We start from the raw sequence: 13818 nt of genomic DNA on the forward strand, positions 1-13818 counted from the left end.
ATACGTAATTAGGATAATACCCCGTTTTTAGAGCTGGAGACTCATATTCGGGGTTTTGTTTTATCTAAAATACGAATTAATATGCTGAATATCAAGTATTTAATCTACCTCTGAAGGTGCCTTCCTATGGATCAAGAAATGTTAGTGCTTCCCCGTACAGGTCGGCCACATAGCTTTAAATTGCTACGATCCCTTTTATATGTGGGTGGGGATCATAATCCAACAAACTAAAATCTTCAAAGGTAAAATCGAAGATATCCTTTACCTCAGGGTTCAGGACCATTTTTGGTAAGGGTCTTGGCTGTCTGCTTAACTGCAATTCAACTTGTTCAAAATGGTTGTTATAGATGTGCGCATCGCCAAAGGTGTGAATAAATTCGCCGGGTTGTAATCCGCAAACCTGTGCCATCATAAGGGTAAATAGGGCATAGGACGCAATGTTGAATGGAACCCCTAGGAAGATATCCGCACTTCGTTGGTATAATTGGCAGGATAATCTACCATCGGCAACATAGAATTGAAAAAAGGCATGGCATGGAGGCAATGCGGCTTTTCCATTGGCCACATTTTCCGAAAACGATAATGAGGTGTCCGGCAGTACACTGGGGTTCCAGGCCGAAACCAGCATACGACGGCTATTGGGGTTGGTTTTTAAGGTGTTTACTATATCCTTTATCTGGTCGATCTCATCCCCGTTCCAATTGCGCCACTGATAACCGTAAACTGGGCCTAAATTACCATTCCCATCTGCCCATTCATTCCATATACGTACTCCGTTTTCCTGTAAATAGCCAATATTGGTATCGCCCTTTAAGAACCAAAGCAATTCATGGACAATGGATTTTAAGTGGAGTTTTTTAGTAGTAACCATGGGGAAGCCTTCCGCTAGGTCAAAACGCATTTGATATCCAAAAACACTTTTGGTGCCTGTACCGGTCCTATCGCCCTTTTGGGTTCCATTTTCCAATACGTGTTTTAATAAATCGTGGTACTGTTTCATAAGCTTCTGTCTTGACTCTACCTTCAAATAAAAAGGGGGGGGTAAATTTAGATTGACATCCAAAAAACCGTGAAGCGAAATTAGGCAAATCTACCTTGGGTAGGATTGGGAAGCAGTCTAAGTTATTAAATTTTATTAACGGGGATTATAGGTCTAGGAATCTTCAGGGAGTAATTTTTTAAAGAGGCCCACTATCCCAAAATCATTCCAGCAATGGTAGCTGAAAGTAACGAGGCCAACGAACCGCCTAAAACAGCTTTCATTCCAAATTCAGAGAGGGTTTTTCTTTGTCCTGGAGCCAAGGAGCCTATTCCTCCGATCTGAATTCCAATAGAGGCAAAATTGGCAAAACCACAAAGCATATATGTGGCCATAATAACCGATTTGTTAAAGGTGAAATGGGTGCTGTTGGCAATATTTTTTAGTTCGGCCAGTTGGATGTAGCCAATAAATTCACTCGCGGCCAATTTAATACCCAACAGTTGGCCCATCAGCATTATATCTTCAGAATCCACCCCGATAAGCCACATGAGGGGTGCAAAAAGTGTTCCAAGTATGGCCTCCAACGAAAGATGCCCGTAAGGTGAATTCAGTGCAATCCATGCGTTTAGATCAGTGATATCGCCGGCCCAGTTTAAAATACCATTTATCATGGCAATAAAGGCCACAAATACCAATAACATGGCACCAACGTTTACGGCCAATTTTAGACCTTCGGTAGTTCCGTTGGAAATGGAATCCAGAATATTGGAGCCAATTTTTTCATTGGAAACATGTACATCTGTATTAATGGCTTCGGTTTGGGGATATAGAATTTTAGAGATAACAATGGCTCCGGGAGCTGCCATTACCGATGCTGCCAGAAGGTGTTTTGCGAAATGTAACCTGAGTACGGGGTCATCACCACCTAAAAAACCAATATAAGCCGCTAAAACGGCCCCGGCAACGGTTGCCATGCCTCCGATCATCACCAATAGCATCTCCGATCGGGTCATTTTTTCCAGATAGGCCTTAATTAACAATGGAGCTTCAGTTTGTCCTAAAAATATATTCCCTGTTACGCTTAAACTTTCAGCACCAGAAATTCCAAGGGATCTGGATAGTAACCAGGCCAATGCCTGTACTACTTTTTGGATGATTCCCAAATAGAACAGAACCGACGTCAAGGCCGAAAAGAAGATAATGGTTGGTAGGACTTGAAAAGCAAAAATAAATCCGAAGGTATCCATGTCCACTACCAGGCCTTCAAACAGGAATTTGCTGCCTGCCCTTGTAAAATCAAGGATACTGACAAATATTCTCCCTCCAAACTCAAAGATTTTTGATACAAAGCTTAGGTCAAACCTGTAGCCGAAGGCATTAAAGCCTATTTTTTCGCCGATTAGGATGCAAATGGCCAGGAGCAGTTGGATAAGGAGTCCTATTCCCGCGGTTTTCCAGTTAATGGCTTTTTTGTTATTGCTAAAGAGGTAGGCAATAAATATCAACGATATCATTCCGAGAATTCCTCTCCAAAGACTTTGAAATGATGCACCTTGATTAGGGGTAATCTCTAGGGAATTCTGTAGTAAGTTTGGGTTGCTTATATTCTGGGCAAGGGAGGGAAAGGCAATTAAGCAGAAAATGATTAAAACCCAAAGCTTATTTGTCATCCATTCTTATTAATTATTCCTAAATTATTTACGTTTGGAAATTTCGTCCCTGAGTTTTGCCGCTTTTTCATAGTCTTCACTTGCAACGGCCTTGTCCAACTCGGCATATAATTCATCTGTGCTTAATTCCTTGTATCCATCGGAAGCACCTGGATTTATTTCAACTGTTTCTCCTTCCTGCAGAATTTCATCGACCATAATACTGTCGTCAGAATCTTCCTTGTCCTTTTCTTTTGAAGAAAATTTAAGGAATATACCGGCCTTGTCCAAAATGGTCTTGTAGGTAAAAATGGGAGCGTTGAACCTTAGGGCCAAGGCAATGGCATCACTGGTTCTGGCATCAATGATCTCCTCTATTTTATCGCGTTCGCAAATAATACTGGAATAGAAAACACCATCAACCAGTTTGTGGATGATGACCTGTTTGATTACAATATCGAATCGATCGGCAAAATTTTTAAATAGATCATGGGTCAGTGGCCGAGGTGGCTTGATTTCCTTCTCCAGGGCAATGGCTATGGATTGGGCTTCAAATGCACCAATAACGATAGGTAGCTTACGATCGCCTTCAACTTCATTCAATATAAGGGCATATGCGCCATTTTGCGTTTGGCTATAGGAAATCCCCTTTATTTTTAATCTTACTAAACTCATAGAAATCTATCAACTAAAAAAGGCTGTTCAAAATACTGGACGGGCCAAGTATGTTTGAGCAGCCCTTTAAGGGGCACAATTTAACAAAAATTAAGCGTTTTGTGCCTTAAATTCCTTTAATTTTTCTATTAGCTTGGGAACAACTTCAAAAGCATCGCCTACTATGCCATAGTCGGCAGCTTTAAAAAAGGGAGCTTCCGGGTCGGTATTGATGACTACTTTTACTTTGGAGGAGCTAACTCCTGCCAAATGTTGAATGGCGCCGGAGATGCCTATGGCAATGTACAGATTACTGGCAACCGGTTTTCCGGTCTGTCCAACATGTTCCCCATGTGGTCTCCATCCAAGGTCGGAGACAGGTTTGGAACAGGCTGTGGCCGCTCCCAGTACTTCTGCCAATTCTTCTATCATTCCCCAGTTTTCGGGGCCTTTTAATCCGCGGCCCCCAGATACCACAATATCGGCATCGGCAATGGTGGCTTTTCCTACTACCTTATCTATTTCTATAGATTTGGAGGTAAAGGAATCGTCCCCAAGGTTAGGTTCAAAATTTTCAACGGCAGCAGTTGTTTTGTTTTCGATACTTCCGAAAGCATTATTGGAAACACCGATAATTTTAATATCCGAATTGATTTCGGTAAAGGCAAAGCCCTTATTGCTAAAAACGGTTCTTTTTACCTTGAACGGGCTGGTACTTTCAGGGGCCGATACTACATTGGGAACATAGCCCGCTTTTAATTGTGCGGTTAAAATTGGGGCTAAGAATTTAGTATCCGCACTGGAACTAATAACAATGACCTTTGCGGTTTCTTTTTCTACTGCCTGGCCAATTACATTGGCATAGGCTTTGGCGTTGAAGGTTTTTAGTTGGTCACTGGAAACATTCAATACTTTGGAAATTCCAAAATCCCCTAGGCTCTCGGCATCGATGGCATTAATGGAAATAGCCGTAGCCGTAGTTCCCATTTGCTTGGCTACCTCGTGTGCGTAGGAGGCTACCTCGTGGGCATTCTTTTTAAATTTCCCGTTTTCGGATTCTGTATATACTAAAACTGACATAGATTTTAATGTTTTGTATAAGTGCCCTGTTCCAAGTGAATATGGTCGTGGGCGCTATAATTTGTTTTGATTATATCATCACTATTTGTGAATTGATTTACAACTGCAAAAAGCTGATAATTAAATTACTTTGGCTTCGTTGTGTAAAAGGTTGATCAATTCGTCAATATTATCCGCATCCACCAATGTCACTTTGCCTTTTGGAGCAGGTTTTTCAAATTTAACATCGGCTGTTACATTTTTGGATGAAGTGGGTTCAACTACATTTAATTTCTTTTGGCGGGCCATCATAATTCCCCTCATGTTGGGAATCCTTAGGTCGCTTTCGGCGACAAGGCCTTTTTGCCCCCCTATTACCAAGGGTAAAGTGGTTGCTATTTTTTCCTTTCCACCATCGATCTCTCTAGTAGCGGAGGCGTTGTTGCCCTCTACTTCCAAACTGATACAGGTGTTAACGAAATTCATGCCCAATAGAGTGGCCAAAATACCCGGTACCATGCCACCATTGTAATCTATGGATTCCCGTCCGGCGATCACTAGGTCGTATTCCCCGTTTTTAACGATTTCTGCCAACTGTTCGGCTACAAAAAAGCCATCTACGGGAACTGCATTTACGCGGATCGCTTCATCCGCACCAATGGCCAATGCTTTTCTAATGGTTGGTTCGGTACTGGCTTCGCCAACAGTAGCCACATGTACGGTAGCTCCTTGTTTTTCTTTGAACCACATGGCGCGCGTTAGGCCAAATTCATCATTGGGATTAATTACAAATTGAACCCCATTGGTGTCAAATTTGGTGTCGCCGTCCGTGAAGTTTATTTTTGAAGTAGTGTCCGGGACATTACTTAGACATACTAAAATTTTCATATATTAATATTTTGTTGACCGTTAATTTAGAAATGGTGGCTAAGATACTCAATAATTTTTAAAAATACTATGCATGCATAGTATTTTTTTGAGGTATTTTTAATTATTTACTTCTTAGTTTTGATATATTATTTCCTACTTTTGCTTGCGCTTTAAGCATTTTAATATAAAGATTCCATTTTAAAGATGAAAACACTACAGTTTAGGGAAGCTATACAGGAGGCAATGTCCGAGGAGATGAGGAGGGACGAGTCCGTTTATTTAATGGGTGAAGAAGTTGCTGAATACAATGGGGCCTATAAGGCTTCCAAAGGAATGTTGGATGAATTTGGCCCGGAAAGGGTAATAGATACCCCTATATCCGAGCTTGGTTTTGCAGGTATCGGTGTAGGTTCTGCAATGATCGGCAACAGACCTATTATAGAGTTTATGACTTTTAATTTTGCTTTGGTAGGGATAGATCAAATCATCAATAATGCGGCCAAGATTAGACAAATGTCCGGAGGTCAGTTTAATTGTCCCATTGTTTTCCGTGGTCCAACAGCCTCTGCTGGCCAATTGGCAGCTACCCACTCTCAAGCTTTTGAAAGTTGGTACGCCAACTGTCCGGGGTTAAAAGTGGTGGTTCCTTCCAATCCAAAAGATGCCAAGGGACTTTTAAAAGCGGCTATTCGGGATAACGACCCCGTTATATTTATGGAGTCGGAACAAATGTACGGTGATAAAGGGGAAGTGCCGGAAGGGGATTATACCATTCCTTTAGGTGTAGCCGATATAAGAAGGGAAGGTACAGATGTAACCATTGTTTCCTTTGGTAAAATAATTAAGGAGGCCGATAAGGCTGCGGAAGAATTGGCCAAGGAGAATATTAGTGTGGAAATTATTGATTTGCGTACGGTTAAGCCATTGGATTATGAGGCGGTTTTAAAATCGGTCAAGAAAACCAATAGATTGGTGGTTTTGGAAGAGGCCTGGCCTTTTGGCAATGTGGCTACAGAGATCACTTATCATGTTCAGTCCAACGCTTTTGATTTTCTGGATGCGCCCATCGTAAAGATCAATACGGCCGACACCCCTGCGCCATATTCCCCTGTGTTATTGGCAGAATGGTTGCCTAACCATGAGGATGTTGTAAAGGCGGTCAAGAAAGTATTGTATAAATTATAATACCTATCTTAAAATAATGTTAGGGCTTCGTTGACTATGGGTTGACGAAGCTTTTATATTATATTCCAACTAAAGGGGTAAGTATAGGCTATTGGTTCCGTCTATACGTTCGGTTCCTTGCTATTACGGAGGAATGCTTTTTTATTAGAAGTCTTTTTAAATAAGAAAATGACAAGAATCCTTTTAATCTTATTTTTATTTGTTGTTCAATGTGCTGTTTCCCAGACCAAGGTTGGGGGTATAGTGTTGGATGAGTCCGGTGAACCCGTTTCGTTTGCCAACGTACTGTTCAAGGATTCCTCCGAAGGCACCATTACCAATGATAATGGTAGATTTTACATGGAGTCCGAGAATACCCATACTACTTTATTGGTATCCTTTATTGGTTATGAAACCAAGGAAATAAGCCTTACTGCCAAGGTTACGTATGATATGAATATTGTGCTGGCAGAATCCAGTGAACAGTTGGACGAGGTGGTGGTTTATTTTGGTAAAACCGATAAGAAAAATAATCCGGCGATAGATATCCTTAAGAAAATATGGGCCAAAAAACGTAGGAACGGGGTTCATATGTTTAAGCAATATCAATTTGATAAGTATGAAAAGGTAGAGTTTGATCTAAACACAATAGACAGTGCCCTAATGAAAAGCAGGGTCTTTAGGGGGCTGGAATTTGTTTTTAACGACTTGGATACATCGCGGATAACAGGGAAGACCTATCTGCCCATTTTTTTGAATGAGACATTTTCCAAGGTTTATGGCAATAACGAGACGGCTGTGGTAAAGGAGGACGTTTTGGGAAGCAAGAATTCTGGTTTCAGCAATAATCAGGCTATAATTGCCTTTATTGCCGATCTTTATTCCGATTACGATATTTACAACAATTATTTAAAGTTCTTCGACAAGAGTTTTACCAGTCCGTTGTCCAAGACAGGTGTGGATACCTATAACTACGTCTTGGCGGATAGTGCCTTTATTGATAATAAATGGTGTTACAATATTATTTATTATCCCAGACGTAAGAATGAACTTACGTTTAAAGGGGATTTTTGGGTGAACGATACTACCTATGCGGTAAAGAATATAAATTTGGCAGTTACCAAAAGTGCCAATATCAACTGGGTTAAGGAAATTTATATTGAACAGGAGTTCGATGTGGTCAACGATTCCGTTTTTCTTTTGACCCGGGATTATATGTTATCGGATTTTAGCTTTAATAAAAAGGAAAATTCAAGAGGGGTATACGGTAAGAGAACTACGGTCTATGGGGATTATAAATTTAATCGGCCAAAGCCCAATGAATTTTATAGGGCCAAGACCGATCCATTTGATCCCTTGGTCTTGAATAAGGAAGATGACTTTTGGGAAGCCAATAGGTTGGAATCGTTAAATGCTGATGAAAAGGGCATTTATAAATTGTTGGATACCCTAAAGACAGTGCCAAAATTTAAAAGTTATTATAACATAGTAAGTATACTGGGGTCCGGATATGTGGAAATTGATAAATGGAATCTGGATCTGGGGGATGTGTACAGTGTTTTTGGGTATAACGAAGCTGAGGGGGTTCGACTTAGGGCCGGGGCACGGACCTATTTTGGGCAGAACGATCCGTGGCGATTGCAGGCTTATTTGGCTTATGGCTTTGGAGACGATAAATTTAAATATGGTATTTCCGGAAAATGGTTAGTGGATAAGAAGTCCAGATTTATAATTTCGGGAGGAAAAAGAAGGGATATAGAACAATTGGGGATTAGTTTAACCGCTACCACGGATGTCCTGGGTAGAAGTATAGCCTCCTCTTCGGTATTTACTGTAGGGTCCAATGACCGACTTACCAATATAGACCTTAGTACTTTTAATCTGGAGCTGGAACCGGTCACCAATTTTAGGATAGGTGTGGGCGGGTCCTATAGGACACTTAGCTCAGCCCTGCCCAATGCCTTTAGCTTGGACTATATAGATCCTTCGGCACCAACGGGGATATCATCTGAAATCAATCAATTTGACCTTACTACCATACTTATTTATACTCCGGGTAAGAAAACCATAGGAAACGGCGTGGAAAGGAGGGATGTGAACGATAATTATAGCACCTTGTTTTTGTCCTATACCAATGGGGTTAAAAACTTCTTGGATAGTGATTTCGATTATAAAAAGGTTCAGTTTAGCTATACACAACCTTGGCAGGTAGGGGGGCTTGGCAGGTTGCTAAGTACAGTGGAGATAGGAAAGACCTACGGGGACGTTCCCTTGGGGTTGCTCAATGCCATTCCGGGAAATCAAACATTTTTTTCTGTTTACAATACGTTTTCAAATCTCGATTTTTATGAGTTTGTTACCGATACTTATGTTTCGGCTCATTTGGAACACAATTTTAATGGAAGATTTTTCTCCAGGATTCCCTTTATGCGAAAATGGAACCTAAGGGAGATAATTGGTTTACGAGGGGTATGGGGAGAACTTTCGGATGGGAACAGGGCCTTGAGCGCTCCGGCGAATATTCCGTTGATGGCTCCAAATGATAAGATATATTGGGAGTATTCGGTAGGAGTGGGAAATATATTTAAGATTTTAAGGATAGACTTTAATTTTAGGGGGAATTATTTGGATAACCCTGGAGCAAGGTCTTTTGGGGTAACAGGGTCCTTCGGATTTCATTTCTAATATACTTTTTTTGACCGTTACCTTGTATTAATTTGTTATTTTAGAAAAATTATAAGATTAAACATAAGCGTATGAGCAGTGCAGATATTACGTCGTTCGATGTATTGATTGAAATACCAAAAGGAAGTAGGAATAAATATGAATACGATTTTGCCCTAAAGAAGATAAGGTACGATAGGATGATTTTTTCTTCCATGATGTACCCGGCCGATTATGGATTTGTCCCGGAAACCTTGGCATTGGATGGCGATCCATTGGATGTCCTAGTTTTGGTGACCGAAGCAACATTTCCCGGCTGTGTCATGGAGGTGAAGCCTATAGGGGTATTCCATATGACCGATGAAAAGGGTCCCGATGAAAAGGTGATCTGCGTGCCCGTATCAGATCCGGTTTGGAACAAGATCAATGATCTAAGCGAATTAAATCCCCATTTGATAAAGGAAATTGAACATTTCTTTAAAGTTTACAAGGATCTTGAAAAGAAAAAGGTTGATGTTGGTGGATGGGGAGACCAAAAGGAAGCCAAGGAAATCGTTGCAAAATGTATACAAAGGTTTAAGGATAGTGATGTCCCAAAACAGGATGTAAGTATAAAGTATTAAACCTTAATTTTTTAAAAAGTTAAAAAGCAATATTGTGGAAGTAATATTGCTTTTTTTATTCTGGCATATTTTACTACTTTTGCCCCTCAAAATATATAACAAATAATCAAACAAATGGAATCAATAATTATTTACTTGCCAATAATTATGGCATTGGTAGGTCTTGCTTTTATGGCGGTAAAAAGGTCTTGGGTGTTAAAACAGAATGCCGGGGACGGAAAAATGAAGGAAATTTCAGATTATATCTATGAAGGGGCCTTGGCTTTTCTAAAAGCAGAATATAAATTATTGACATTTTTTGTAATAGGGGCCAGTATTGCATTGGCCGCAATTTCATTTATAGTGCCCACTACCCATATTCTTATTGTAGTGGCTTTTATTTTTGGTGCATTCTTTTCTGCCTTGGCGGGTAATATGGGAATGAAAATTGCCACCAAGACAAACGTAAGAACAACACAGGCGGCCCGTACCAGTTTGCCACAGGCGTTAAAAGTGTCTTTCGGCGGTGGTACCGTAATGGGACTCGGGGTTGCTGGTTTGGCCGTTTTGGGTTTAACTACGGCCTTTATTCTTTTGTTTCATTTCTTTATGAACGGTACCTGGACATCTACCGAAGATATGACCATTGTCCTTGAGACATTGGCCGGTTTTTCCCTAGGTGCCGAATCCATTGCCTTGTTCGCAAGGGTTGGTGGAGGTATTTATACCAAGGCTGCAGATGTAGGAGCGGATTTGGTGGGAAAGGTGGAAGCAGGTATTCCTGAGGACGATCCCCGTAACCCGGCCACAATTGCCGACAACGTTGGGGATAATGTGGGTGATGTTGCAGGTATGGGTGCGGATTTATTTGGTTCGTATGTAGCTACTGTTTTGGCGGCTATGGTACTTGGAAATTATGTTATTAAGGATATGGGCGGTGCCATACAAGATGTCTTTGGTGGTATCGGACCAATTTTATTGCCAATGGCCATAGCGGGTTTTGGAATTATTTTTTCCATAATAGGTACTATGTTGGTAAAAATAAAAAACAACGAAGCCAAGGAAAAAGAAGTACAAGGTGCTTTGAATATAGGAAACTGGGTCTCTATTGCATTGACCCTTATTAGCTGTTTTGTATTGGTGAAATATATGTTGCCGGAGACCATGCAAATGGAATTTTTTGGTGAAGGTTTAAAGGATATCTCTTCCATTAGGGTGTTTTATGCCACTGTTATTGGTTTGGTAGTAGGCGGGGTTATTTCCTCGGTTACCGAATACTATACTGGTTTGGGAACAAAGCCGGTATTGGCCATAGTTCAAAAATCAAGTACTGGTGCCGGAACCAATGTAATTGCCGGATTGGCCACAGGGATGATTTCTACCTTTCCGACCGTTTTATTGTTTGCAGCTGCTATTTGGGCTTCCTATGCCTTTGCAGGTTTCTATGGAGTGGCCTTGGCCGCCTCCGCAATGATGGCTACTACTGCCATGCAATTGGCTATTGATGCTTTTGGACCTATTTCGGATAATGCCGGGGGTATTGCAGAAATGAGTGAGCAAGACCCTATAGTTAGGGAGCGTACGGATATTTTGGATTCTGTAGGGAATACAACCGCTGCTACGGGTAAAGGATTTGCTATTGCTTCCGCGGCATTGACATCATTGGCGTTATTTGCGGCTTATGTAACTTTTACTGGGATCGACGGAATCAATATTTTTAAGGCGCCAGTTTTGGCCATGCTTTTTGTAGGAGGAATGGTTCCAGTAGTTTTTTCTGCCTTGGCTATGAATTCGGTAGGTAAGGCTGCTATGGACATGGTTTATGAGGTGCGTAGACAGTTCAAGGAAATTCCAGGTATTATGGAAGGAACCGGAAAACCGGATTACGCAAAGTGTGTTGATATTTCAACCAAGGCTGCCCTTCGTGAAATGATGTTGCCTGGAATATTGACCATTGGATTTCCTATTGCTATTGTGCTTTTGGGGAAACTGGTATATGGTAGTGATAATCAATTGATCGCCGAAATGCTGGGTGGTTATATGGCCGGTGTTACGGTTTCAGGAGTGCTTTGGGCCATCTTCCAAAACAATGCCGGTGGTGCTTGGGATAACGCTAAAAAATCTTTTGAAGCAGGTGTTGAAATTAATGGTGAAATGACCTACAAGGGGTCTGATGCCCATAAAGCAGCAGTAACCGGGGATACTGTAGGAGATCCGTTTAAGGATACTTCCGGACCTTCAATGAATATTCTTATAAAACTTACTTGTTTAATTGGATTGGTAATTGCCCCAATATTAGGCGGACATTTGGAAATTGGGGTTGCGGAACAGGAAGTGCAGATTGAAATGAATATGGAATCCGCAGATTTGGCACAGGCCGTAATTACCTATAGCACTACCGAGAATGGTGAGATTACTATGGAGGAAAAGACCTTCAATGGTACCAAGGCTGAAGTAAAAGCCCAATTGTTGGCATTTGAAAAGACAGCTCATGTATCGGGTGAAAATGGTAAAAAAGTAGTCATTGAAAAAATAGATATTAAAAAGTAAGTTGCAAAACTTATATTTGGGCATTATATTAAAAACCCCGTTTAAACGGGGTTTTTACTTTTAGGTTGTTTATAGATAACGACAAATGGATTATCACGATTTAACTACATTGGGCATTGCCTTCGGATTAGGTCTTTTGGTTGGTCTTCAGCGTGAAAAGGCAAATAGTGAACTGGCCGGGGTGAGGACTTTTACCCTGATTGCAATTTTAGGGGTTTTGTCAGGGTTCTTAAGTAGGGACTATCAAAATCCTTTTATTTTGCCGGTTCTTGGTATTGCCCTTACATCATTGCTGGTAGCGGCCAATTTTATAAAGATAAAGGTGTTTGCCAATCCTGATGTTGGACAGACAACGGAGGTCGCCGCCCTAATGATGTTCGCTATTGGGGCCTATTTGGTAATGGGGGATAGGGTGTTGGGCATTATTTTGGGTGCGTCCATGTCGGTACTTCTTTATGTAAAGGAAAGGCTTCATAATTTTATAGATAAACTACAGGAAAAAGATCTTGCGGCTATAATGACCTTCGCGGGCATTTCATTGGTAGTGTTGCCCATTCTGCCCAATAAAACGTACGGTCCCTACAACGTGCTTAATCCCCAAAACATCTGGTTGATGATAACGCTTATAGTAGGTTTGAGCGTCTTGGGATATTTTATCTACAAGTTTGTGGGAAAAAAGTTGGGAATTATTTCCAATGGGGTTTTGGGCGGGTTGATCAGCAGTACGGCAACCACTGTGAGTTATGCCCGAAAAACGGTAGACACGGCTTCCATAAGCAAAATGGCGGCCTTTGTGATCACTGTGGCTTCTGCAATTTCCCTAGCAAGGATAATGGTTGAGGTTGGGGTGGTGATTCCTGAAAAATTACCGCACATTCTGCTGCCATTAATGGTGGAATTTGTGGTTATGGCTCTTATTTGTGTAGGTATGTTTTACAGTATAAACAAGGATTCCAAGGATGATAAAATGCCGGAACCCGACAATCCTGCCGATTTTAAAAGTGCGTTGGTGTTTGGTCTGCTCTATGGGGCCATATTATTGGCTGTAGCATTTGCCAATGAGGAGTTTGGGGATGACGCCCTTTATGTAGTGGCTATAATAAGTGGCCTAACAGATGTGGATGCCATTACCCTATCTCTTTCACAACTAATTAAAAGCGATGCCCTGAACGTTGATACGGGCTGGAAACTTATTCTATTGGCCAGTTTGTCAAATTTGGTATTCAAAGGTGTTGTGGCGGGAATTTTGGGCACTAAACAATTGGTAAAATGGATTGCGCTTACCTTTGGAATTGCTATAGTTGTAGGTATATCTTTAATATGGTTATGGCCTGCTTCCTGGCATATATGATCTTATGGATATTGTGCAATTGTAACTTAAGTACATTGGCGGAGGCAAAGCAGCAGTTGTAGGGGTGCTTTCTCCATGGTTAGGAGCGTTTATTAGGTCGGCACCTTCAGAAGTAGATTAAACACTTGATATTCAGCATATTAATTCGTGTTTTAGATAAAACAAAACCCCGAATATGAGTCTCCAGCTCTAAAAACGGGGTATTATCTTAATTACGTATGTACAATATACGCAGATTCGACAATTTTCAGCACACTTTTTTATTTACATCGC

The 13818-nt window shown here is 41.1% G+C and carries 10 protein-coding genes; 5 read left to right on the plus strand and 5 right to left on the minus strand.

Features of this window, described 5'->3' with window-relative positions:
- Positions 1-175: 175 nt before the first annotated feature.
- The 5 genes from QSE00_RS24490 to QSE00_RS24510 form a co-directional block, all read right to left on the minus strand.
- Positions 176-1000 carry a thymidylate synthase gene (locus QSE00_RS24490; protein ID WP_286107910.1) on the minus strand — a complete coding sequence of 275 codons (825 nt, stop codon included), beginning with the start codon at positions 998-1000 and terminating at the stop codon, positions 176-178.
- 191 nt (positions 1001-1191) lie between these two features.
- Positions 1192-2652, minus strand: a complete 1461-nt coding sequence (locus tag QSE00_RS24495; RefSeq protein WP_286107911.1) for a NupC/NupG family nucleoside CNT transporter — start codon at positions 2650-2652, stop codon at positions 1192-1194.
- Positions 2653-2676: 24 nt separating this feature from the next.
- Positions 2677-3306: a bifunctional nuclease family protein gene (locus QSE00_RS24500; protein WP_110357488.1), complete on the minus strand. Its 630-nt coding sequence runs from the start codon at positions 3304-3306 to the stop codon at positions 2677-2679.
- Between the two features lie 90 nt (positions 3307-3396).
- Positions 3397-4365: an electron transfer flavoprotein subunit alpha/FixB family protein gene (locus QSE00_RS24505; RefSeq protein ID WP_110357487.1), complete on the minus strand. Its 969-nt coding sequence runs from the start codon at positions 4363-4365 to the stop codon at positions 3397-3399.
- Positions 4366-4485: 120 nt separating this feature from the next.
- A complete protein-coding gene (locus QSE00_RS24510) occupies positions 4486-5232 on the minus strand; it encodes an electron transfer flavoprotein subunit beta/FixA family protein (RefSeq protein ID WP_110357486.1) in 747 nt (248 codons plus the stop codon).
- A gap of 186 nt (positions 5233-5418) precedes the next feature.
- On the opposite strand from QSE00_RS24510, the gene QSE00_RS24515 reads away from it, so the two are divergent.
- From QSE00_RS24515 to QSE00_RS24535, 5 genes are all read left to right on the plus strand, one after another.
- Complete coding sequence (locus QSE00_RS24515; RefSeq protein ID WP_286107912.1) at positions 5419-6399, plus strand: pyruvate dehydrogenase complex E1 component subunit beta; 981 nt, start codon at positions 5419-5421, stop codon at positions 6397-6399.
- Between the two features lie 168 nt (positions 6400-6567).
- Positions 6568-9063 (plus strand): DUF5686 and carboxypeptidase-like regulatory domain-containing protein, encoded by a 2496-nt coding sequence (locus tag QSE00_RS24520; RefSeq protein WP_286107913.1) that lies wholly within the window; start codon positions 6568-6570, stop codon positions 9061-9063.
- A 71-nt stretch (positions 9064-9134) separates the two neighbouring features.
- Positions 9135-9665 (plus strand): inorganic diphosphatase, encoded by a 531-nt coding sequence (locus QSE00_RS24525; RefSeq protein WP_110357483.1) that lies wholly within the window; start codon positions 9135-9137, stop codon positions 9663-9665.
- A 114-nt stretch (positions 9666-9779) separates the two neighbouring features.
- On the plus strand, positions 9780-12194 hold the full coding sequence (locus QSE00_RS24530; RefSeq protein WP_286107914.1) for a sodium-translocating pyrophosphatase: 2415 nt from the start codon (positions 9780-9782) through the stop codon (positions 12192-12194).
- Between the two features lie 85 nt (positions 12195-12279).
- Positions 12280-13545 carry an MgtC/SapB family protein gene (locus tag QSE00_RS24535; protein WP_286107915.1) on the plus strand — a complete coding sequence of 422 codons (1266 nt, stop codon included), beginning with the start codon at positions 12280-12282 and terminating at the stop codon, positions 13543-13545.
- The last annotated feature ends 273 nt before the right edge of the window (positions 13546-13818 follow it).

Source organism: Arenibacter flavimaris (assembly GCF_030291335.1).
In the GTDB taxonomy this organism is placed as follows: domain Bacteria; phylum Bacteroidota; class Bacteroidia; order Flavobacteriales; family Flavobacteriaceae; genus Arenibacter.

Coding starts and splice junctions, on each gene's coding strand:
- QSE00_RS24490 (WP_286107910.1), bottom strand. CDS start 1,000: ATGAAACAGTACCACGATTTATTAAAACACGTATTGGAAAATGGAACC.
- QSE00_RS24495 (WP_286107911.1), bottom strand. CDS start 2,652: ATGACAAATAAGCTTTGGGTTTTAATCATTTTCTGCTTAATTGCCTTT.
- QSE00_RS24500 (WP_110357488.1), bottom strand. CDS start 3,306: ATGAGTTTAGTAAGATTAAAAATAAAGGGGATTTCCTATAGCCAAACG.
- QSE00_RS24505 (WP_110357487.1), bottom strand. CDS start 4,365: ATGTCAGTTTTAGTATATACAGAATCCGAAAACGGGAAATTTAAAAAG.
- QSE00_RS24510 (WP_110357486.1), bottom strand. CDS start 5,232: ATGAAAATTTTAGTATGTCTAAGTAATGTCCCGGACACTACTTCAAAA.
- QSE00_RS24515 (WP_286107912.1), top strand. CDS start 5,419: ATGAAAACACTACAGTTTAGGGAAGCTATACAGGAGGCAATGTCCGAG.
- QSE00_RS24520 (WP_286107913.1), top strand. CDS start 6,568: ATGACAAGAATCCTTTTAATCTTATTTTTATTTGTTGTTCAATGTGCT.
- QSE00_RS24525 (WP_110357483.1), top strand. CDS start 9,135: ATGAGCAGTGCAGATATTACGTCGTTCGATGTATTGATTGAAATACCA.
- QSE00_RS24530 (WP_286107914.1), top strand. CDS start 9,780: ATGGAATCAATAATTATTTACTTGCCAATAATTATGGCATTGGTAGGT.
- QSE00_RS24535 (WP_286107915.1), top strand. CDS start 12,280: ATGGATTATCACGATTTAACTACATTGGGCATTGCCTTCGGATTAGGT.